General features: G+C 55.1%; 17 protein-coding genes and 1 pseudogene. 5 read left to right on the plus strand and 13 right to left on the minus strand.

Annotated elements, in window-relative coordinates; all coding sequences use genetic code 11:
• On the minus strand, window positions 1-453 hold the full coding sequence (locus MHH28_RS32495; RefSeq protein WP_405110027.1) for a DUF6843 domain-containing protein: 453 nt from the start codon (window positions 451-453) through the stop codon (window positions 1-3).
• Window positions 454-553: 100 nt separating this feature from the next.
• Between MHH28_RS32495 and MHH28_RS32500 the strand changes: the two genes are divergently transcribed.
• Window positions 554-1,201 (plus strand): hypothetical protein, encoded by a 648-nt coding sequence (locus MHH28_RS32500; RefSeq protein ID WP_405110030.1) that lies wholly within the window; start codon window positions 554-556, stop codon window positions 1,199-1,201.
• Between the two features lie 85 nt (window positions 1,202-1,286).
• Here MHH28_RS32500 and MHH28_RS32505 read toward each other — a convergent pair whose 3' ends face one another.
• The 7 genes from MHH28_RS32505 to MHH28_RS32535 form a co-directional block, all read right to left on the minus strand.
• Window positions 1,287-1,439 (minus strand): YheC/YheD family protein, encoded by a 153-nt coding sequence (locus MHH28_RS32505; protein WP_405110033.1) that lies wholly within the window; start codon window positions 1,437-1,439, stop codon window positions 1,287-1,289.
• A gap of 838 nt (window positions 1,440-2,277) precedes the next feature.
• The gene (locus tag MHH28_RS32510; RefSeq protein ID WP_405110036.1) at window positions 2,278-3,408 is read right to left on the minus strand and encodes a YheC/YheD family protein; all 1,131 of its coding nucleotides are present in this window, start codon (window positions 3,406-3,408) and stop codon (window positions 2,278-2,280) included.
• Window positions 3,390-3,908, minus strand: a complete 519-nt coding sequence (locus MHH28_RS32515; protein WP_405110038.1) for an N-acetyltransferase — start codon at window positions 3,906-3,908, stop codon at window positions 3,390-3,392. The genes MHH28_RS32510 and MHH28_RS32515 overlap by 19 nt, the downstream gene beginning before the upstream one ends.
• A 28-nt stretch (window positions 3,909-3,936) precedes the next feature.
• The gene (locus tag MHH28_RS32520; protein ID WP_405110041.1) at window positions 3,937-5,049 is read right to left on the minus strand and encodes a YheC/YheD family protein; all 1,113 of its coding nucleotides are present in this window, start codon (window positions 5,047-5,049) and stop codon (window positions 3,937-3,939) included.
• Entirely contained in the window at window positions 5,046-6,419 is a 1,374-nt protein-coding gene (locus MHH28_RS32525) for a YheC/YheD family protein (protein WP_405110043.1), read from the minus strand. Before MHH28_RS32525 ends, MHH28_RS32520 begins: the two co-directional genes overlap by 4 nt.
• Window positions 6,420-7,598 carry a YheC/YheD family protein gene (locus tag MHH28_RS32530; RefSeq protein WP_405110046.1) on the minus strand — a complete coding sequence of 393 codons (1,179 nt, stop codon included), beginning with the start codon at window positions 7,596-7,598 and terminating at the stop codon, window positions 6,420-6,422.
• A gap of 10 nt (window positions 7,599-7,608) precedes the next feature.
• Complete coding sequence (locus MHH28_RS32535) at window positions 7,609-8,976, minus strand: YheC/YheD family protein (RefSeq protein ID WP_405110049.1); 1,368 nt, start codon at window positions 8,974-8,976, stop codon at window positions 7,609-7,611.
• A gap of 351 nt (window positions 8,977-9,327) precedes the next feature.
• Between MHH28_RS32535 and MHH28_RS32540 the strand changes: the two genes are divergently transcribed.
• A complete protein-coding gene (locus tag MHH28_RS32540; RefSeq protein ID WP_405110052.1) occupies window positions 9,328-9,669 on the plus strand; it encodes a YlbF family regulator in 342 nt (113 codons plus the stop codon).
• 114 nt (window positions 9,670-9,783) lie between these two features.
• On the opposite strand, the gene MHH28_RS32545 is transcribed toward MHH28_RS32540, so the two are convergent.
• Window positions 9,784-10,359, minus strand: a complete 576-nt coding sequence (locus MHH28_RS32545; RefSeq protein WP_405110055.1) for a hypothetical protein — start codon at window positions 10,357-10,359, stop codon at window positions 9,784-9,786.
• 185 nt (window positions 10,360-10,544) lie between these two features.
• On the opposite strand from MHH28_RS32545, the gene MHH28_RS32550 reads away from it, so the two are divergent.
• Both MHH28_RS32550 and MHH28_RS32555 read left to right on the plus strand, forming a co-directional pair.
• Window positions 10,545-10,829, plus strand: a complete 285-nt coding sequence (locus MHH28_RS32550) for a hypothetical protein (protein ID WP_405110058.1) — start codon at window positions 10,545-10,547, stop codon at window positions 10,827-10,829.
• A 307-nt stretch (window positions 10,830-11,136) separates the two neighbouring features.
• Window positions 11,137-12,471 (plus strand): DRTGG domain-containing protein, encoded by a 1,335-nt coding sequence (locus MHH28_RS32555; RefSeq protein WP_405110061.1) that lies wholly within the window; start codon window positions 11,137-11,139, stop codon window positions 12,469-12,471.
• A 134-nt stretch (window positions 12,472-12,605) separates the two neighbouring features.
• On the opposite strand, the gene MHH28_RS32560 is transcribed toward MHH28_RS32555, so the two are convergent.
• From MHH28_RS32560 to MHH28_RS32570, 3 genes are all read right to left on the minus strand, one after another.
• On the minus strand, window positions 12,606-12,908 hold the full coding sequence (locus MHH28_RS32560; protein ID WP_076082940.1) for a YtpI family protein: 303 nt from the start codon (window positions 12,906-12,908) through the stop codon (window positions 12,606-12,608).
• A gap of 100 nt (window positions 12,909-13,008) precedes the next feature.
• The gene (locus tag MHH28_RS32565) at window positions 13,009-13,512 is read right to left on the minus strand and encodes a hypothetical protein (protein ID WP_405110064.1); all 504 of its coding nucleotides are present in this window, start codon (window positions 13,510-13,512) and stop codon (window positions 13,009-13,011) included.
• A 52-nt stretch (window positions 13,513-13,564) separates the two neighbouring features.
• Entirely contained in the window at window positions 13,565-13,885 is a 321-nt protein-coding gene (locus MHH28_RS32570; protein WP_036721610.1) for a YtrH family sporulation protein, read from the minus strand.
• 146 nt (window positions 13,886-14,031) lie between these two features.
• Here MHH28_RS32570 and MHH28_RS32575 point away from each other — a divergent pair.
• Window positions 14,032-17,759, plus strand: a pseudogene (locus MHH28_RS32575) (DNA polymerase III subunit alpha).
• A gap of 27 nt (window positions 17,760-17,786) precedes the next feature.
• Here the strand turns inward: MHH28_RS32575 and MHH28_RS32580 are convergent.
• Window positions 17,787-18,926: an IS630 family transposase gene (locus MHH28_RS32580; protein WP_405110068.1), complete on the minus strand. Its 1,140-nt coding sequence runs from the start codon at window positions 18,924-18,926 to the stop codon at window positions 17,787-17,789.
• Window positions 18,927-19,002 lie beyond the last annotated feature (76 nt).

Consider the following 19,002-nt stretch of genomic DNA (forward strand, 5'->3'; position numbering starts at 1 on the left):
TCATTTCATTAGTTCAACAGGATAGTCAGGAGCAGGATGATTTTGAAGCTGGGCTTCTGTTCCTACAAAAAAGCGCTGCACCGTAGGCCCCTCGATTTTACCGGAATTACTAACCGACTCGCCCTTGCCTATAGTGTGACGGTGGATCATTTGATCGGTATCTAATTTTTGCTGCTTATTTTGTTCGTCATAGTAGTAAAATTCTTCGAAAGATATCCCGTATTCAATATCTGCTGTGGATGTTTTCAATACTCCAGACTCAGGAATGGTAAAAATATTTTTTCCGTTATCCTTTTCGATAGCATTAAACCCCTCTTGATTATAAATAATTTGCACCCAACCCACATAATTGTTTGGAATAAGATAAATATTCGGATTGCGTTTAGTAGTGCTGCCGAATACAAGGAGCAATAATAACAACAACGGTATCAGTAGGAAAAGTGTCTTTTTCAATTTTTCTACCTCCGGAATTTAACATTAATATACAAGATTAATAGGGAGGGCCCGATAATTATAATTAAAGGGAAAAAATTCAATTTAACCGGAGAATAAAATGATAATGAGTTTGTTTTTTATTGCGTTAAGCGCAGCTATGGGAGTAAGCATTTGGTTTTTAGTTATAGGGATAGTTTTTTCTATTGGAGGTGGCGACCTATACATAGTAACTCACTATGATTCATTATTTTTTTACGCTACCCTTTTGTTGTTATGTATCATAGCCTATCTTTTTTTTGCAAAGCACCTAATAGAAAAAGAATTACCGCTTTTACTTCTTGTTTGTTTTGGGACTACGTTTCTCTTTTTTTTCCTTGCACCTTGGATTATCGAATCAAAATCCTTAGTACAGCGGGAACTTTCTAACATTAGCCTTTCGAACAATCAAAAGTTTATTGAAAAAGTAGAGGTTATGGTTGAACAAGAAAAACTACCGTATTCAGTTGATGTTGAAAAGAGCAGGGAGAGATTCAAGGATATAAGAAGTATTAACGTTGTCGTATTGAATAAAGCTACCAATGAAGAGATTAAGAAAAAAGATATCGACGAGTTACTTGGTATAACATATGGAGAAGATGTCAGGTTGAAAATTTTCGAGAAAAGTAATGAAAGATTGCTGATAGATTTGGTAATAGATATAGATAAAAGTGTTAGTTACTGTGAACCTTATGAAATATGCGAAGATTTGGGGTTAGAGATTAATTAATCAATTATAACTTGATGATCGGATGTGGAATAAACGACAAGCGCCTCTCCAATATTCCGGAGGGGCGCTTGTCATTTATAGAGTACTAACCGAAGAGGGACTTGCCTTCCCGCTGCCGCTCAATCCGCAGAATGTCGCGCCCGCCGGTGCCGTTGATCGGCTTCACATAGACGACGGAACTGGATCTCAGCATCCGATGCAGATCGGCAGAGGACTGGTAGAGCAGTGTCTCCGGCAAGTATTATAAAAGGCGGTACTACAATAGTTATAGGGAGATATCAAAAGTGAAATTTTATCTATTTCTTCTCTATTCCTTGGGATTTTTCTCATTAAAAGCACCACCTACCGTTCACTTCAACTTTTCAATTCCCGATGATTACATTAAAGGGATATTCCTATTTTTTTGTTCAAATTAATGGATAATGAATTTTTGTAAAGGATCGAGTGATAAAATATGAGAACATTTAAAACAATACTCCTAGCCATTCTCTATGTATTGCTGGCTATTGGACTACAGCTATTCTTAATTTATTTTCTAAGGATAAGAATAGAGGGGTGGGGAATAAAGCTATTGAATTTTTCAACAAAGATGTACCTTGTGCCACTTTCTTTACTTCTCATTAATTCGTTTTTGTATGTAAGAACACGGAGGATAAAATATCATATCACTTGGTTTCTGCTAACAGTTTTACCGAGTTCTTTATTAATTTTATTTTTCAAAGCAATACAAAGGAGTGGAGAGTATGAGCAAGCAGTGGTTGAGATTAAATTCTTTCCTGAATATCAGGTGGAAATGCTCATTCTGCTCTCATTTAGCATTTTTATATTTCAGTTCATTTTGATCTTGTATTATTTGATTAAAGTAAGAAAAGAAGATGTTAATTTGAAATAATGAGGGGTTATTACAATGAAAAGAATTTTCGGAATGGTCAGAAATATGTTATTTGACCTTGAATAAAGTGTACTTTTAGCGATTATTAAAGACAATTCCAAGAGGCGTGGATGGATTGTAAAATCTGCGCATAAAAAGAACCCCCTCAGATCCAGAGGGGGTTCTTTGCTATCAAATAAAATCTCTACTCCTCAACCACCTTAGACGAACTAGGCGTGTTCTTATTCTTATACACCCACATCGCGTACTCCAGCGGGCGGACCAGCGCCTTACGGTAGGTGCTGGTGTCGCCGGAGCGGGCGAAGACCTCGCGCGCGGGCTTGGGGTTGACCTCCAGCACGTAGATCTTGCCCTCGCGGTCGATGGCAAGATCCAGGGCCAGCTCGCAGAGGGCGCCGAAGCTGTCTTCGAGATAGGTGGCCGCTTCGATCCCCAGCTTCTCGGCAGCGCGCATAGCCTTGTCGGCACGCTCTTCGCTGCCGAGCCACTGCTTCAGCAGCGTCTCGGCCTTCATGGCATGCCCGCCGCCATGGAGGTTCGAGGTGACGCTGCGGGCGGCGCCTACCCGGCCGGCCATGCCGGTGAATTCCCAGGCGCCCTGGCTATTCTTCTGCACGAGCATCCGGTAGTCGTGGAACCGGCCGCTGGGCAGCCGCAGCGGGATACCCTGCTGCACGAGGAACTTGCCGCCGAGGCACCACTGGCGGACGATGGTCTCCAGACGGTTCAGCGACACCTTGCGCGGGGCGATGATCTGGCGGCTCTGGCGGCGTCCCTGGATATCGAAGAGGGACTTGCCTTCCCGCTGCCGCTCAATCCGCAGAATGCCGCGCCCGCCGGTGCCGTTGATCGGCTTGACGTAGACAACGGGACTTACTTTCAGCATCCGGTGCAGATCGGCGGAGGATTGGTAGAGCAGTGTCTCCGGCATATGGGGCCGGAAGCGGCTGCGTTGGGAGAAGGTCTGGTGCACCGTCCATTTATTGCGCAGCGGGCGGTTCAGGAAGGTCAGATGGTCATACCGCGCGCGGAAGCGCAGCAGCTGCTGGAAGCGCTGGCTGCGCTGAATCCGGCAGCGGTCATAGATCATATTCGGGAAGGAGCGCCATTTGCGCGTCCAGGTTGCGCTTTTGACATCGTAGATCATGGCATGAATCAGGTCCTTGCTGGTATGAACATCTGCCGGCGTGAAGACAAAGACATCGAGCCCCATCCGGCTGCCTTCAATAATCATCCTCCGGTACACGCTCTTCTCTTCAAGCTGCTTGGCGTCGTTCAGATACAGCGTGAGGATGCCTAAGACGGGCTCTGGCACAGGAGTTCACCTCCTTGTGGACGATTCACAGAGTCTGGTGCAGTCACGGGAGACCGCAGGAGCAGGGTAGGCTTGCCTGTAGGTCCGGCGATGAGGTCTACAGCGGCAAGACCGCTGTTGAAGCACATTTTGAGGCTGGCTGCATTGTCGCAGGCCACATGGCATTCCAGATGCCCGAGGCGCTCCAGCTGTGCAGCAAGCAGGGCTGTGCCCGTATGCCTGTTCCGGTACAGGGGATGGACGGCGACTACACAGGCCTCCTTGCCGAAGCCGGACACGAAGCTGACGCCTGCGAGCTGGCGGCCGTTCTGACCCCGTACAGTGGCCACGAGAAGGGAGACTCCCGGCAGGGCGAGCTGATCCGGTGTCAGCCGGGCCAGCCTCCTGCATCCGCGAAGGGTAATCCGCTGCTCCCCATACTCCCTCAGGAACTCAAGCAACCCGCTTCGCCTGGATTCCCACTGTACGGGATTGCTGTCGTAGAGCGAGGATATCTGCATGGTGTCACTTCCTTTGACGGATAATGGATTATTTGGATTGGCGGGACAGATAATTGCCGTATTGGAAAATGCGTTCGAGCGACAGCTTGCGTATAGCCGGCTCATCGAATTTCATCGGGCGGGAATTGGCTTCAAAGAACCACACTCCGCCTTCTTCATCGACCCCGAGGTCCATTGACATCTCGCCCAGCATGCTGGCTGAAGCCCGCTCGATCTGCCGGGCGACCAGCAGCGCAGTGGTAGAGACATTCTTCAGGATAACGGCTGCCTGCTCTGCCCCGAAGGTTCCCTCCAGCATGCTGGAGGGGTCTTCGATGCTGCCGCCGCGCGGCACATGGGTGGTGATGCTGCGGGCCCCGGCCAGCCGGGCGCCGATGCCGGTTACCGCCCAGGCGCCGCGGCCGTTCTTCTGCAGCAGGACCCGCAGATCGAAGGGGCGGCCGTGGTGTCCGGCAAGCACGATGGCTTGCTGGACGATATAGCGGGCGGTCCCTTTCTCCCGGCCGATCCGGGCCCAGAGCCGCTCGACAGACGCGGCCTTGTAGGTCGTGTTCTTTTTGCCGCTCTGAATCTGCAACCGGTAGGGGAGGAGAGTGTCCGGCCGGTATTTCAGCCGCATGATGCCTTTGCCCGCCTTGCCCTTCTCCGGCTTGAGATAGAGGCTCTCGTGATTCTTCAGCATCGCGGTGAGGGTAGCTGCGCTGCGCATGCGGCGGGTTTTGGGCACATGCTTCGAGGTTGCCTTGGATTCCCTGAGCCACTCGAAGAGATTCCATTTGTTGAAGAAGCTCGGATTGTACAGCGAGATTCCGGGATGCTCCAGACACTCGGCGATTTTGCGGATGACCGGCGCCTTCTCCTCCTCCTCGCGGTTGGGGATGCGGTTATAGATGACCTGAGGGAGCGGCACCGGAATGGTATACCACAGCTTCCCGCTGGCGGAGGGCACGTAGCCGTTCACGGTCTGCTCGTTCAGCTTCAGATCGCGGACTGTGACGACATAGACGAGGTAGCCCATTTCTCTGCCGGTGCGGATAATGTCGCGGAAGTTATTGCGGTTGCCGCGGAACTGCTGAAGCCGGTCACTGGTGGTGAGAATGGCGATTACAGGCTTACTGGGATCGGGTATCCGGCTGTTCACAAGTCATCCCTCCTGCGGAATTTGCTGAGATACAGACAATGCTCCAGGATGTGCTCAATGGAAGCTTTGCCCTCAGCGCGCAGGGAGGGGTGGCGAAAGATAGAGCGTCCTGGTTTGGCGTTGGCCTCGAACATCCAGATATCCTCATCCTGGTCAATACCGAGGTCGAAGCCGATCTCGCCAAGCAGGTGGCGGTGCTGGAGCTCCAGGGATTCTGCGAGCTTGACGGCAGTGGTTTTGGCGCGCTGGAGCACTTCATCCGATCTTGCCCCGAACACACGGCCGAGAGCCTGCTGTGGGGTTAGTAGCGCGCCGCCGTTCTTCAGGTGGGTGGTGACACTGCCCCGTCCGGCTTTCTTGGCTCCGATACCGACGACGACCCATTGATTGCTGCCGTTCTTGTGCATATGGAAGCGGAAGTCAATCGGGCAGTTGTCAATCTCTATAAGGCGGATGCCCTGTTGGACTACATAGTTCTGTATGCTCTGTCCATGGCGGCCCCGCAGCATGCGCATCAGGCTGTCGAAGCTGGTGAAGCGTAGCAGCACGTTCTTGCCGTTCCGGCGGTACCGGGCGAAATATCCTTTCTTCGGCAGGTAAGTCAGGCGGTAGATGCCGTGTCCCAGGCTGCCTGCTGAAGGCTTGTAGTAGACGAAGTGGTGGCGGTCCAGCATATCGCGCATGATCTCGGAGCTCGGGTTGCTGTGCGTTTCAGGCACGAAACGGTTCGCTGCCCCGTCATTCTCCAGCAGCCGGTAGACATCCGATTTGTTGAAGAAGCTCCAGTTGAAATAAGGGATCTTCTTGCGTCCGAAGCGCTCGCGCAGCTGGTTGATGTAAGGGGAGGTCTCTGCCCTGCGGCTGGGCAGGCGGTTATAGACTACATCCGGCAGAGGAACCAGCTTGCGCTCGAACCGGCCGTTTGCCAGCAGGAAATATCCGTTGATCTGCTCCTGCTGCCAGTCGATATCCCGCGGCATGAAGGCGAAGATGTAGCATTTGTTGCTGCCTTCGCGCAGCAGCTGCTTGATGAAGCCGGTACGGGAGCCGAAGGGCTGCGCCGCAGAAGCGGGTCCGTCTGAGAGCACACCGACCAGCGGCCCGAGCTGCACCTCGTCATTCTGCAGATTCCGCAGGTAGATGCCGCCTGACTTCGGGACCTTGATTGCGCTTTTGACACCCGAGGCCAGGAAGAGGTGCTTGCCGGCACGCTTGATCGGCTTGATGGTGGCCGGGATTGCGTCTTTTCCGAGGCGCAGGCGGATGTTCTTCTTGCCGGATAATTTCAGGCTTCTCATCAGTTCACCCGAGACATACACTACTCTATCAGGCTGCTTGGTGAAATGTACATTGCAAAAAGTGAGACCCATTTATGAATCCTCCTTTGGAACCATAGATATCATTCTCCCGTGTGAACGGAGCTGCCCGCGGGGCAGCTTGTGGTAGCTGCTTGATGTAAGCAGCAGATGGCGCGCATAGCGCAGCGGGTTCTCGGCGGCGAGCCTGGCAGCCTGTCGGTCGCCCGTTAACCGGAACACCGTGCGCCCTGGCTTGGAATTGGCTTCCAGCAGATAGATTCTTCCTCCGGCGTCGATGCCAAAATCAAGGCCCAGCTCTCCGAGTCTGCCGCAGGATTCTTCCAGCAGCGGAGGCAGGAGCGCAGACGCGGCGGCCAGCTCCTCCAGCAGCTCCCTGCCTGCCCCGCCGTATTCGTCCAGCAGGAAGGGGAGGGCGGGAACGGCGGTGCCTCCGCCGTGCAGATTGGAGGTCAGCGATCCCCGGGCGCCGAGCCGGACGGCCATGCCGGTCAGGGTCCAGGCACCGGTGCCGTTCTTCTGCATCAGCACACGTACATCGAACGGCTGTCCTCCGCTGCCGGTGAGATGCAGGTAAGGCTGTATGATATAGCGGTGCTGGCCGATGAAGCCGCCGATCCAGTCCAGACCTTCGTCCAGCGTACCGAAAAGATATTGAAAAGGTTCGTTGCCCCGGTCTCTGCCCCTCACCTTCACACCGCCGCCTTCGTCTCTGCCGAGCAATACAGCGTGTACGGTGCGTTTGCCATGGGAGCCGGTCCGGGGCTTCAGAAAAACGCCGTATTCCCTTCCGGCGAGCATATTGCCAAGCGCTTCGCGGCTGCTGTAGTTCTCCGTCTCCGGCAGCAGGGCTGCGGCAGCGGGGCTGCGCCGCAGAATCTCGTAGACTCCCCATTTATCAGGGAGCCCGCGTGACCAGGGCAGACAGCGGGTCAAGACAGACAGTGCCGCTGCTGCTGCTCTTTTCTCCTCCGGTGTCCGGTAGAAGCAGCGGTTATAGAGAATGTCGGGCGGAGGAGCCTGCACAGGCTCCCATTGTCCGTTCTGCCACTCATAGCCGCTGACATAAGAGCCGTCCGCAGCCACACCCTCCGGATGAAAGATCAGGACCTTCAGATCATACAGCGGGGCCGCCCGGCAGAGATGACTGCAGAACTCCGGCTCTGCGATGGGAGGAATCCCGTGGCGACGGCCTGTCATAATGCCAAGGAACCCCATTGCTGTTGTGGTCATGATGTCCTCCTTATAACCCGGCCAGATAACGGCAGTATAGAATCATTTGTTTGACTGAGGGTCTGGTTTTCTGGTCATTCAGCGGTGTATTGTCGTTCTTGGACGGCTTGGAGTTGACCTCCAGCAGCCAGATTCGGCCGGACTGGTCGAGCGCGAGATCGATGCCCAGCTCCCCGAAATGGGCGGGAATGTAGGTCTCGACCCCTCTTGCAATAGCCAGCGCCGCTCTGGGAAGCTGAATCTGGGTGCTTTCCTTGACACCGGCCGGGAGACTGCTTTTGCCGACGGCCTCCTTGACCGTACTGAGTGTACCGCCGCGGGCAAGATTGGAGACGAAATGATTACTTCCGGCGGTCCGGGCCACTATGGAGGTGACGCCCCATTTGCCGGTGCCGTTCTTCTGCACCAGTGCCCGGAAATCGACCGGCCGCCGCCCAATCTCCATCAGGGAGAGACCCTGCTGGATCTGGAAGCGGGTGGTTTTCATCTTGGGGGCAAGGGATTGAAACAGCTTCGCCAGACTGGCGTAGCTCTGCTTACGTGTGCCCATCGGAGTGGTGGACAGCAGCCGGTAGCCGCCGCCTTCCTCTTTGGAAATGCGCAGAATGCCTTTGCCCAGACTGCCGCGTACCGGCTTCAGGAACACGCTGGGGTAGGTGCTGCACATTTTTTTCAAGATGGCGAAGCCGTTCAGGGCATGCGATTCGGGCAAGTACCGCTGTAGTGCGGGGTCCATAGCCAGCGCCTCGAATACCTCTGTCTTGTCTAGGAACTTTTCGTTGAAGAAGTGCGTTCCGTAGCGGGATTTTACATCTGCCAAAAAATGCTGTACGCTAGGTTTATTCTCTACCTTTCGCGTGGTCAGCCGATTGTTGATCACATCGGCAACAGGAAGACTCAGCTTCCGCCAGCCCTCATCGTATACCCAGCCCTGGATGGTAGTGCTGCGTGATTCCAGCGCTTCCGGGGTAAAGAAATAGACATAGGCGCCTTGGGCGTGGCAAGCATGGGTCAGCTCCCGGCAGAACATCGTAATTTGGCCGAAGACTCGTTCGGGCTGCTCGGGATGGTCCCGGCTCACCAGGACGCCAATCATCGGACCCAGCCGCAGGATGCGGCTGCCGGTGCTGTAGGAAGCGTTAAGCGTCAGATGCTGTCTTAAGCCAAGCCGCCGGGCGAGTGCCTCACTTACGCGCAGACTGTCGGATTTGGGAACAGGAATCACGGTAACCTCCTGCCGGAAAGAGCCGAAATTCAGCTGAATGGTTCCGTGCGCCGGTATTTTGAGCCTCTTCATGGACTTGTCGCCTAGCATGACAGCATTTTCCTGCAGGATGCCCGAGTGAACCGTTTGGACCGGGATCTTAAGCTTAGACATCGTGGATCTCCTTCCGGTAGGCAAGCATGATGCCGGCAATATGAATCTTAAGGGTTACATATCATTCATCATATGGAGACATCTGACCCTTGGTGATTGACCTATTCTTATAAAAGCCGTGCCGGGCGGATTAATCTCGCGGATGGCCAGGGGGCTGGCAGGCGTGCCTGGTCCGGCGGGCGGGCGCACAGAAGGAAGCAGGCGTGTCCGGGCGGAACTTGCGCGGCTGCCAAATTTGGGCGCGGACAGCCCCCGGGACTGCCGGATGGACGGGCATAGCCCGCTGCCAGCGGGATGACCGGGGGCTTCGAAGCGAAGCAGAGACGAACATCACTTGGAGGAGGAAATAGAATGAACGTGATTGACAAGGCGCATGAATTGGCGCGTGCGATTAAGGACAGCAGTGAGGTATCGGATATTACCAGTGCCATGAAGGTGATCGAAGCCGATCCGGAGAGCAAAGCGATGCTCGACAATTTCCGTCAGAGCCAGATTGAGCTGCAGCAGCGGATGATGAGCGGGGACATGCCTCCACAGGAGGAGATGGAGAAGATGGAGAAGCTCTTCGAGGTGCTTAACCTTAACCTGGGCATCCGCCGTCTGTTCGACGCAGAGCGCCGCCTCAGTGTGGTCATCGAAGATGTGAACAAAATCATCACAGACAGCCTCTCCCAAATGTACGGCGCACAATAAGCTGAGCAGCAGGGACTCCCTGTGACACAGGAAAAAGGGTGATTTCAGGGCCATACGGCTCTGGAATCACCCTTTTATAAATGCCGATCCGGCAATACAGCGGGCTACAGTCCCCTAATCCTGCTTGCCTTCGACCAGACAGAGCAGGATGGCTGCGGCCATTCCAAGGCGCCGGTCCAGCACACCCTGGCGGTCGTCGGAGAAGTCTGCGGTGATTTTGGTGACGAACGGGTTGAAGTTTTGCCGGAAAGCCGGAATTTCGAGGTTGCCGATTTCCAGATTATATTTTTGCGGAATCAGTGCCACTACACGGCGCAGCAGCGCCAGGAAGGCATTATCCTCCTTGATGGAGCCGATTTCGTTATCGTGCGTATCCAGAATGACCCATTCGTCCTTGACGATGGATTTCAGGCCTTTGCGGCGAAGCGAACCCACTGTCTCCCCGGTCTCCGAATCGAATACATCATAGGTGGTGCTGAAATCAATTACATTGCGGGCCTTAATACGCAGCAGCTCTCTGCTCATCGTCTCGTCGGTATACAGCGAGATATCCTCTTTCAGCCGGAAGGCTTTCATTTGCGAATAGAGCAGCAGCTCCCCCGAATCGTTGTAGATATGTAGTTTTCCACCAATCACAGAGAAAATCTTTTTGCGGACGATGTAACTGGATTGGCTCCAAATGTGATTCAAGGTTAAATCCCTCCCTTTTTCATTTATCATCTCATACCCGGTGCATGCAGGCTAGAATCTGTTAATCATAAAGTACGCTCTGCTGAAAAATTACGCAGCTTGTCTCATATTTCAGGCCGCAGGTTCATAGAATAGAGATATAGATTCATTCTAATAATCCTGTTGAGCGAAGGAGCGGTCCTGCAATGAGAAAAAGAAGTAAATTCAAACATTCTGTGTACCTGCTGGTAGCCCTGGCTATGCTGTTATACGCGCTGCCGAAGCTGTCGTTTCAGAATGGTTCCGGCTGGGTGCTGGGCTTCGGTGTCGTCTGGTGTGTCTTCGCGTTTCTGGTTATTGCTTCTCATCTGCATTTTATCATCGGAGTGGATGAAGAGAAGCAGAAGCGCCTGGACGCCGTCCGCAAGGCCAAGCTGGCACAGTGGCAGGGCAAGTGGAACGAAGAAGGACGGGTGTCGCAGAGATCATAGACCGGGTACAGCTGAATCGGTGTAAAATAACCCCCTGTTTGCCGGTACGGCGGACCGGGGGTTCCCTGTGCGTGCCACTTCTGACGGAAGTAAGGTGCCCGGTGTTATATATATATTCACGGCTGTACTCATAGATTCCATAGCCGGCAAGGCCCGTTCCCCCCGCTTACATCCGGTGTTATGAGGGTAGCTTGTCATAGAGCTGTCATATCTTTGGAAAGATACAGCTTCTCCTGTTGTACTCCGGTGTTGCCAGCATGTATAATGGGTACAGAATAGTACAGATCGGGGTATGGGGGTGTAACAGTTGGAAGGTCAAGGCGATAATATTACCAAGCATGAACAACTGCTGCAGCACATTGAGAGTCTGAAGGTGGGCACCAAGATCTCCGTCCGCAAGCTGGCGAAGGAGATGGGGGTCAGCGAAGGTACAGCCTACCGTGCGGTGAAGGAAGCGGAGAATCTGGGGATCGTCATTACCAAGGAGCGGATCGGCACGGTCCGGGTGGAGAAGAAGCCGCGCAATATTTCCGAACAGCTGACCTTCGGGGATGTAGTGGACATTGTCGAGGGGCATGTGCTTGGCGGAGCGGAGGGGCTGAACAAGCATCTTCATAAATATGTAATCGGTGCGATGAAGGTCGATGCCATGATCCGTTACATCGATGCCGACAGCCTGCTGATCGTAGGGAACCGCGATGATGTGCATTCGCTTGCGCTGGAGCAGGGGGCCGGGGTCCTTGTAACGGGAGGCTTCGGCACCAGCCGTGAGGTGAAGGCGCTGGCCGATGAGCTGGACCTGCCGGTCATCTCATCCCGACATGACACATTTACGGTGGCATCGATGATTAACCGCGCGATTTTTGACCGGCTAATCAAGAAGAAGATTATGCTGGTCGAGGATATTGTGGAGGGCAAGCTGCGGCTGAACACGCTCAAAATCTCCAGCACCGCAGGAGAACTGCGTGAATTGTCGCAGGCCAGCGGCGAGCAGCGGTTCCCGGTCACGGATGAGTGGAACCGGGTTATCGGGATCGTGGGCCGCCGTGATGTGGAGAATCTCAGCGAAGGGCAAAGTATTGAAAAGGCGATGGTGCGCAATCCGGTCACCGCTGCACTTCAGACCTCGCTGGCTTCGGCGGCGCAGATTATGATGTGGGAGGGAATCGACTTTCTGCCCATTGTGGACCGTAACCGCAAGCTTGTAGGGGCGGTCACCCGGCGCGAAGTACTGCAGAGCCTGCGCGACGCCAGCAATCAGCCGCAGCTCGGAGAGACCTTCGATCATCTGATCTGGAACGGGTTCGCGGATGAGCGGGATGAGGAGGGCAGGCTGTTCTTCCACGGGTTCATTACCCCGCAGATGGCTACCGATCTGGGGACGATCTCGGAAGGGGTTCTATCCACCCTGATGACTCTGTCCGCCTTCAAGGCCGCCAAGGATATCACCGGGAACGATTATGTACTGGACAATATGTCAACCTATTTCATCCGTCCGGTACAGATTGAGCATTCCATCACCGTCATGCCGAAGCTGCTGGAGATCAGCCGCCGTACCTGCAAGTTGGAGATCGAGATCAGCTATATGGACACCATTGTAGCCAAGGCCGTGCTGATGCTGCAGTCGATTGACCACGGGTAGCGGGGATAAGCAAGGATGAATAAGGGTCGATGAACGGGGATTCATTTACGGTACCATTTCGAAGTAGACCAGGGCTGTCCTGTAAGTCATCAGGATGTGCAACTGGTCTATTTCTATTGGCGGCGGCTGAACCCTCAGCTTCCGCTGCGCATCCGGCTATAGTAACTGAAGCTGCGCAGTCCCGAGAAGATATTGAACAGGCCCAGCAGCAGAAAAGCAGCTTCAATGACCACGTTAAGCGTCGAGCCGCGGAAGATGAACATCGACATGAGTGAAAGCGTGACCAGCATTCCGCCCAGCAGCATGTTCATAATGGAGCGCCGGGTGCCTTGAATGAGCGGGTCGGCGGTTCTGCGGGAAGAGATGCTGTACGCGGCGGCGCATACCATGAAGATAACCAGCAGGGCAAACAGCAGGTACTTAATGAACATAATCATGAACAGCAGCTCCTTTGTGAAGGCCGGCCAGCGTTGCTTCTGCCGGGCACTCAGTATCCTGTGATTGTGATTTGTCCACTATTGTATCATGATTCGCGGCTCAGCTGCGCTTATACGGACTGATTTCCACCCAGATTTGCAGCACGCCCTCCATCACCAGCATGGTGCGGATTTTGACGGTGTATTCCTTCTCCCGGGCCAGATAGATTTTGCTGTCTAGCAGCAGGCGCGCCAGCTTGCCGTCGGAATCGATATCGAACATGCTGCGCCCGCGCAGCGGCTCCAGATCGTCCGCCAGCTTGCTGAGAACCTCCTTGACCGTTACCGGGTCCAGCGCCGCCGCCTGGTCCTTGACCTTGCTGACCTCGGTGCGCACCTTAATCTCACGGATGACGGTGGAGGTGTTGTTATATTTTTTGAGCGTCAGAATGTCTTTCCGGTACTGTTCAATCTCCAGCCGCAGGTCATGGTTATTGATCCAGAGTATGTTATAGCCTATATGATAAATCGCGTTGTACAGGACGGCGCCCACAATCATCCCCAGCACAAATACAGCAGCAATCTGCGAGAAGCGGCGGTAGCGGTCAAACGGCGGAAGTCGCATGTATCTTTTCACCCCTTGAAGGAAAAGCATTATGGTTGGAGGCGTGATGCTTCTACTTGCCGCATACCCATTTGACCAGCTCGCTGCCCATATGAGCGCCAAGGAAGGCGAACACCAGATAGAGAATCTGCTTGATGGCCGGGGAGAGATTGCCGCCCAGCATATTGCTCTCAATGACCCGCATCGGATCAATGGTTCCGCCTACGGCGGCAGCGAGTGCCCAGATCTTGATCCGGTCCGCGATTTCCACCATGGTATCGGTCGGCGGCTGAAGAGAGACGACAGCGCCGATTCCGCCCAGCATCGCTCCGCCCAGCACAATGCCGAACGCGATGAAGAAGTCGAGGACGGCCTTGCTTAAGAAAATATCCATAAAAAGCTCCCTCCTTAGATCAGGCGGCGGGATGCCCCCTACCTGTCCATATGCTCTTAATCCATTCTATGGGCGGTTCCCCCACTAATATGATAAAATAGTTTCATCTTATGTTTTGATTTTGGAGCTGAAGGGAAGTGGGGAATATGAGCCCATTCGTGCATTTGCATGTGCACAGCGAATACAGTTTACTGGACGGGGCGGCGCGCATTACAGATCTCGTGCGCCGGGCCGGCGAATACGGCATGACATCGCTGGCGCTGACGGATCATGGTGTGATGTACGGGGCCATCCCTTTCTATAAGGCCTGCCAGGCGCAGGGGATCAAGCCGATTATCGGCTGTGAAGCTTATTTGACCGCAGGCTCGCGCCGGGAGCGGGGAAGCCGCAAGGATCAGCCGATCTATCATCTGATTCTGCTGGCGAAGAACATGACCGGCTACCGGAATCTGATGAAGCTGATCTCCATCGGCCATTTGGAGGGCCAGCATTACAAGCCGCGCATCGATATGGAGGCGCTGGCAGCGCATGCCGAAGGCATAATCTGCCTCAGCGCCTGCCTGGGCGGAGAAGTACCGCAGCATCTGCTGCACGGGCGGGAGGATGAAGCGCGCAAGGCGGCGCTGCGGTATAAGGAGATTTTTGGCGGCGACTTCTACCTGGAGCTGCAGGACCACGGGATACCGGAGCAGAAGCGGGTGAATCCGCAGCTGATTGCGCTTGCGGCTGAGTGTGGCATTCCGCTGGTGGCGACCAATGATGTCCACTATATGGACAAGGAGGATGCCGAGGTCCAGGATGTGCTGATCTGCATCGGCACGGGCAAGTCCGTGGACGATGAGGACCGGCTGAAGATCGGGACAGACCAGCTATTCTTCAAAAGCGGGGAGCAGATGGCTTCGCTGTTTCCGCATGTGCCGCAGGCCATAGAGAACACGCAGCGGATCGCCGAAGCGTGCAATCTGGAGCTGACGTTCGGCAATCATATTCTCCCGGAATTCTCGCCTCTGCCGGATGGGCTGGATGCCGCTGCGTATTTGCGCGAGCTGTGCCGCAGCGGGCTGGAGCAGCGCTATGCGGATACTCCGCTCTGGGAGTCGCCGGAGCAGAAGGAGACAGCCGAGAAGCGGCTAGACTATGAGCTGGGAGTCATTGAGAGCATGGGGTTCAGCGATTACTTTCTGATCGTGTGGGATTTTATCGCTTTTTGCCATCGCAATGGAATTGTAACCGGCCCGGGCCGTGGTTCCTCCGCAGGGAGTCTCACCGCGTACACGCTGAAGATAACTGATGTAGATCCGCTGAAATATAATCTGCTGTTCGAGCGGTTCCTGAACCCTGAGCGGATCACGATGCCCGATATTGACATCGACTTCAGTGACGAACGCCGCGATGAGGTCATTGCTTATGTGGTTGACAAGTACGGCAAGGAGCATGTGGCGCAGATCATCACCTTCGGCACGATGGCGGCGAGGGCTGCTGTCCGGGATGTGGGCCGGGCGCTGAATCTGCCCTATAACGAGGTGGACAAGGCGGCGAAGCTGATTCCGGGCCAGCTCGGCATCAGCATTACCCGGGCGCTGGAGAGTACGCCTGAGCTGAAGGCGCTCTATGAGACGAATCCGAAGACGAGGGGCCTGCTTGACATGGCGATGAAGGTGGAGGGCATGCCGCGCCATGCCTCAACCCATGCGGCTGGCGTAGTCATCTCCAAGGGGCCGCTGACCGATGCCGTTCCGCTTCAGGCAGGCAACGAGAGCACGGCGCTGACCCAGTATTCCATGGAGCACTTGGAGAGTGTAGGGCTGCTCAAGATGGACTTCCTGGGGCTGCGGACCTTGTCGATTATTGAACGCTGCATGAACTGGGTGAAGGAGATGACCGGGAGTGTGCCGGATTTCCGCTTCATCCCGGATCATGATCCGCTCACCTATGGGATGCTGGGAGCAGGCGAGACCACCGGCGTATTCCAATTGGAATCGGCAGGCGTGCGGCGGGTGCTGAAGGACCTGAAGCCGAGCGGATTCGAGGATATTGTCTCGGTGGTCGCCTTGTACCGGCCGGGTCCGATGGAGTTCATTCCGAAATTCATCGGCGGCAAGCACGGAGAGTTCGAGGTTGTCTATCCCCATGCGGATCTGAAGCCGATCCTGGCCGATACGTACGGCATTATCGTCTACCAGGAGCAGATCATGCAGATTGCTTCCCTGATGGCCGGCTTCTCGCTTGGCGAAGCGGACCTGCTCCGTCGCGCGGTATCCAAGAAAAAGCGGGAGACGCTGGATCAGGAGCGCAGCCACTTCGTGGAGGGCAGTCTGAAGCAGGGCTACCAGGAAGCGGATGCCCATGCGGTCTATGATATGATCGTGCGGTTCGCCAACTACGGCTTCCCGCGCGCCCATGCGGCTGCTTACGGGGTTCTGGCCTTCCAGACCGCTTATCTTAAGGCGCATTATCCGGTACAGTTCATGGCCGCTATGCTGACTGCCGTGATGGGGACGCACCGCAAGGTGGCGGAATACGTCCTGGAATGCCGCCGCTCCGGAATTGGCGTACTGCCGCCGGATGTCAACGAGAGCGGAGTGCTGTTCACTCCGGTGCCCGGCGAAGGCCGCGGGCATATCCGCTTCGGGCTGGCAGCGGTGAAGAATGTCGGCACGCAGGCTGTGGAGAACATTATGGCGGTCCGCAAGGAGCGGCCGTTCGACAGCCTGCTCGATTTTTGCCGCCGGGTCGATCTGCGGGTCTGCAACAAGCGAGTGATCGAATCGCTGCTGCAGACCGGTGCCTTCGATGCGCTGCCCGGACACCGGTCGCAGCTGCTGGCGATGCTGGATGAGACGGTGGACGCGGCGGCGAAGTGGCGCAAGGAGCGGGATGAGCTGCAGATTCAGCTGTTCGATGACCTGATTGAGACGCCGAACTGGGAGATCCGCTACCCGGATATTCCAAGATTCAGCGGAACCCAGCAGCTGGAGCTGGAGCGCGAGCTGCTCGGGCTCTATCTCTCCGGCCATCCGCTGGATGACCATGCGGGACTGCTGGAGGAGCCGGGGATGCAGAAGCTGATGGATCTTGGCGAAGCGGCGGATGAGAGTATGACCGTGACGGCCGGTATGGTCGTGTCGCTGAAGGAGATCACGACCAAAGCCGGCAAGGCGATGGCCTTCATGGAGTGGGAAGACCAGATCGAGCGCTGCGAGGTCGTACTCTTCCCTGAGGTCTGGAAACGCAGCCGCGCCCTGATTGAGAAGGGCGCCCTGCTGGCCCTGCGCGCCAAGGTGCAGCAGGAGGACGAGGGCTTCAAGCTGCTGGCCGAGGAGGTGGCTCCGCTCAACTCGGACAGCCTGCGCGGCCTGCTGCAGCGCCGCAGCGCCGGGTCCCGGCCCGCCTTCGGCGCGGGCCGCACTGCCCCGGCAGGAGCGCCTGCGGCCGCTCCTGCTGCCCGCACGGCGCCGCTGGCTCCGGCGCCCGGCCCGGCGGTGCAGCCGGCACAGCCGCTGCACCGGGCACGCGCACACCGGCGGCACAGCCGCCCGGTGCGCGCGTTTCCGCGGCCGCGTCAGCAGCGCGGCCGGGCAGCCCTGCCCCGCTGCGCACGGGGCAGGACCAAGCCGCTGAGCGCGATGCAGGCTCAGCGCCCGGCGCCCAGCGTGTCTTCATCAAGATCACGCCGGGCGCCGAGCTGAAGGGTCTGCTGCCGCGCCTCCAGGCGCTGCTGCAGACCCATCCGGGACCCGCAGCGACGCTGCTGTTCTACGAGCGCAACCAGAAGGTGCTTGCGCTGAGCGACAGCTACCGGATCGAGCCCTCGGAGGAGCTGTTCGCAGCCATCGAGGAGATGCTGGGTGCCGGAACCGTCCGCATCCGCTAGGAGCAGCCAAGCCATCCTAGTACCGCATCAGCCTTTAAATTGTGGATATAACCTTTTGAGTTTGGCTCGTGCATCTTCCGTAGTGAATTGCCAATCCACTCCTTTTTGAACAGCGTTTCGAGTCGATTCCCATTCGGTTAGTTCGCTGGCTAGCTCTTCCATAGAGGGAATCCGTCTGTCTAAACATTGGCTTGTCATGACGCTCAGCTCAATTTCAGCAATGTTTAGCCAGCTGCCATGTTTAGGTGTGTAGTGGATCTCGAGTCGTTTGGCTAGACGTAACGCCGTCTCGGGTTCAAAAGCTTCATATAACGAGGCAATGGAATGTGTGTTTAAATTGTCCATCACCAAACGAAGGGTCGGTGCGCTCGGGTAATGAACGTCCAAAAGTTCCCGAACTTGCTCCGCCCATTCGATTTTGGTACGTCGTGGACGAACGCTGACATGCCGCCAGCCTGCAAGCGGTTCTGTGAAAATAAAGATACTACAGGTTCCATGGCGTACGTATTCTGAATCTTCTCTCAGTGGCTTGGCTGGTTTCATCGGAATGGGGTTTCGCACGTCATCCAGCAGTTGGAAGGGTTTTTCATCCATGCAAATGACAGGACATTCTCTATCGTAGGGCAAATGGTAGACCTCTAGCACATCTTCCATGGCTGCTACAAACGCCGCATTCTGCTTAGGCGGAATACACCAACATTTACGAAGATGGGGTTTGAGTTCGTTTTTTAAAATCCGATCCACCGTGTCGTACGAAATGCTGTCAATATACCCCAGTTCTACGGTCTTATCTGCCAACAGTCGAAGGGTCCACCGACTTCTTCCGGCTGGGGGTGTACTGCAACTGAGTGCGATGATTTTCGCCTCCAATTCGCCAGTAACCTTTGGAGGATTCGGCGGGGTCAGTCTCTTTTTTCGTTCAAGTGCCGCCTGCATTCCGTTCACTGCAAAGGACTTGCGCACCAGATATACGGTGTTCGTATGGATGTGTAGCTGCTTGGCAATTTCTACATCTGTAAGTTTTCCGTCCAGTCGATTCTCATCTGCCCACAACAGAATTTGGGCTCGCCGAAGAGATCGTGCGGCCACCTTACCTTTCGAGCAAATCTCCAGTAATTCATTCTGCTGATTTGCGGTTAAGCAAACGGTATATTCACGGTTTCTCATAGTCGACACCTCTTTTTATCTCGACTATATCACATTCACCATATTTTAACTATTTTAAATCTGATACTCTACTAGT

Source organism: Paenibacillus sp. FSL K6-1217 (genome assembly GCF_045040735.1).
GTDB lineage: Bacteria > Bacillota > Bacilli > Paenibacillales > Paenibacillaceae > Paenibacillus_AQ.